The organism is Planktothrix sp. FACHB-1355, from assembly GCF_014748295.1.
GTDB lineage: Bacteria > Cyanobacteriota > Cyanobacteriia > Cyanobacteriales > Aerosakkonemataceae > Aerosakkonema > Aerosakkonema funiforme_A.
In genome coordinates, this window is record NZ_JACJUP010001065.1 from 1 (window position 1) to 2,453 (window position 2,453).

Consider the following 2,453-nt stretch of genomic DNA (forward strand, 5'->3'; position numbering starts at 1 on the left):
CCTAGAAATGGAAGTGATAGAAAGCTCAAACAAAGCGATTCGCGGTAAGATGCGGAGTGTAGGAAATTCCGATCGACCTTGGAGTTCAGTGGATTTTGTGGCTCCCAACTTAATATTTTACAGATTTAGCATCGAACAGCGCGGTTGGCTAGGGGGAGTTGTCTTTTATTCAATTCCTCTCAGTCAGAATCGATGTCGTATTCTAGTGAGAAATTATCGTAACTTTTTACCCCTGAAATTAAAGCTAACACCTCGCTGGTTCGATCACTGGCTTCGCAGCAGAGTTTTAGAGGAAGATTTGCCACAAGTCGTCGGACAAAAGGCAGAAATTGAGAGGCAGGGAAAACCTATGAAAGAAGTGTTTTTACCGCTCAAAACCTCCGACCTATTTGTCATCGAATACCGCAAATGGCTGGATAAATTTGGGTCTTCTTTACCCTTTTATCAGGGTTATGAAACCGCAAAATTGCCTGACAGCAGTAGAAAGTGTCACCAAGCACCAGTATTACTAGATCGACTTTCGCGACACACTCATATGTGTAGTTCCTGTAGTCAAGCTTATCAGGTAACAAATAAACTGAAACAGGGGGCAATAGGAGTTGCGATCGCATTGGCAGCTTTAGCAATAGCAACAGATGGATTTGCGAGTACAATGGCAGTATCGGCTTCTCTGTTAGCAGTCGTTTTGGCAGCTGTCGCCGAGCAAGTCAAAACCAAATTTGAACGTTCTTACAGCCGCCACTAATTTTTAATTTACTTATCTGAGGAGTCATATCAAAAAGAGGTGTTAAAATGTCCGATCTCCGCGAAAGTATGCCCGCACTCGCTCGACACGAAGGCGATTGGGTAGGAACTTATACCATTGTCGATATTGAAGGGAAAATTCTCGATCGGCACAAATCCCATTTAACCTGTCTGTTTCCCGCAGACGGTGATTATTCCTATTACCAAATTAATCGGTATGAGTGGCCAGATGGTAAAAAGGAAGAACATAAGTTTCCTGGCACATATCGCGACAAAAAGCTTTGGTTCGACACGGAACGCATAGAAGGAAAAGCATGGGAAGTAGACGATTCAACTATTATTCTGTGGTTCAGTTACAAGACTATTCCGAACGCTTACTTATACGAGATGATTCAAATTAGTCAGTGCAATAATTATCGATCGCGCACTTGGCATTGGTTCAAAGACGATCGACTTTTTAAACGCACTTTGATTCAAGAAGAACGGATGCAGCCGTAACCGGACAAAAAACATTTTTTTGATTGACAAATAAAAATGATGAGTAAAGAAAACCTACCTCCTGTTTGGAATAGAGTCGGAAAACATGGGGTATTTCCTGAAGCAAACCATGACGAAATTGCTCGTTATAACTTCCTGGCTAATTTGAATCGCTACTTAGCAACAGTTGTATCTCCTGGCAACAAAATTGCATATGAAAAACGGGTGCGTCCAAAGTTCCAAGCAGAACGCGATCGCGACTTTGAAACGCGAGAAGAAGTGCGTGAAGCCATGAAAAAAGACCCTCACTATCAAGCTTGGAGCGCCTTACGCAGATCTAGTATGGAAATGAGACAACAAGCGGGTCGATCGTTGGTATTGCATCAAGCAAATGAACTTGCCGAAAAAGCAGAGCGTTTGAATCAAGGCAAAGATACTCTTAAACTCAATCCAGATCTGGAAATTCCCCATTATGTTCGAGTGGTAGATCATCACTGTATGCCAGGTAGTTATTACACAGAACTCATGGAGGGAGACGTAACAGCTGCGGCTAATTATGACTCCGGATTATTTGTAACAACAACTGGCTTACTGGGACGAATGAACGATGGCGGAGGTAGAGCGATTTCCCAGTGGCTGAAAACCGAGCATCCCGAATTTCAGCCCAAACGCATACTCGATATCGGTTGTGGATTGGGTCACAACGTAGTTCCCATCGCCCAAGCTTATCCCGATGCTGAAGTCATTGCTATTGATGTAGCCGCTCCTATGTTGAGATACGGACACGCTCGCGCTCAAGACTTGGGTGTAAATAACATCACCTTTATCCAGATGGATGGAGCGAATAGCGGATTTGCAGATCGATCGTTCGATTGGATTCAGACCACCATGTTTTTGCACGAAACTTCCTCCAAATCCCTCCACCGAATCGGAAAAGAAATTTATCGTATGCTCAAGCCAGGTGGTTTGACTCTGCATATCGAACAACCGCAATATAGCGAAGATATGGAACTATACGAGCAATTTATCCGTGATTGGGATGCCTATTACAACAACGAACCCTTTTGGTCTAAAATGCACGATATAGATGTAAAAGAACTCCTAACCAAAGCGGGTTTTAAAGAGGAAGCATTCATCCAAATAGCTGTCAAAGCAGCCAATGACATAGCAGAAGGTCAACAAGCCGAAAAAACTGTAGAAGATTACGGTCGATCGCCTATTTGGAATGTATT

2 protein-coding genes and 1 pseudogene are annotated in these 2,453 nt (G+C 43.2%); all 3 read left to right on the forward strand.

From position 1 onward, the window contains the following. Nucleotides 1-745 (forward strand): annotated as a pseudogene (locus tag H6S82_RS29000) (aromatic ring-hydroxylating dioxygenase subunit alpha); the annotation flags it as partial. A gap of 47 nt (nt 746-792) precedes the next feature. Then, nucleotides 793-1,242, forward strand: coding sequence for a DUF3598 family protein (locus H6S82_RS29005; RefSeq protein WP_190473253.1), 450 nt, complete (start codon nt 793-795; stop codon nt 1,240-1,242). Between the two features lie 36 nt (nt 1,243-1,278). Continuing rightward, nucleotides 1,279-2,453 (forward strand): class I SAM-dependent methyltransferase (locus H6S82_RS29010; RefSeq protein ID WP_199317987.1); only part of this gene is annotated, 1,175 nt, incomplete at its 3' end.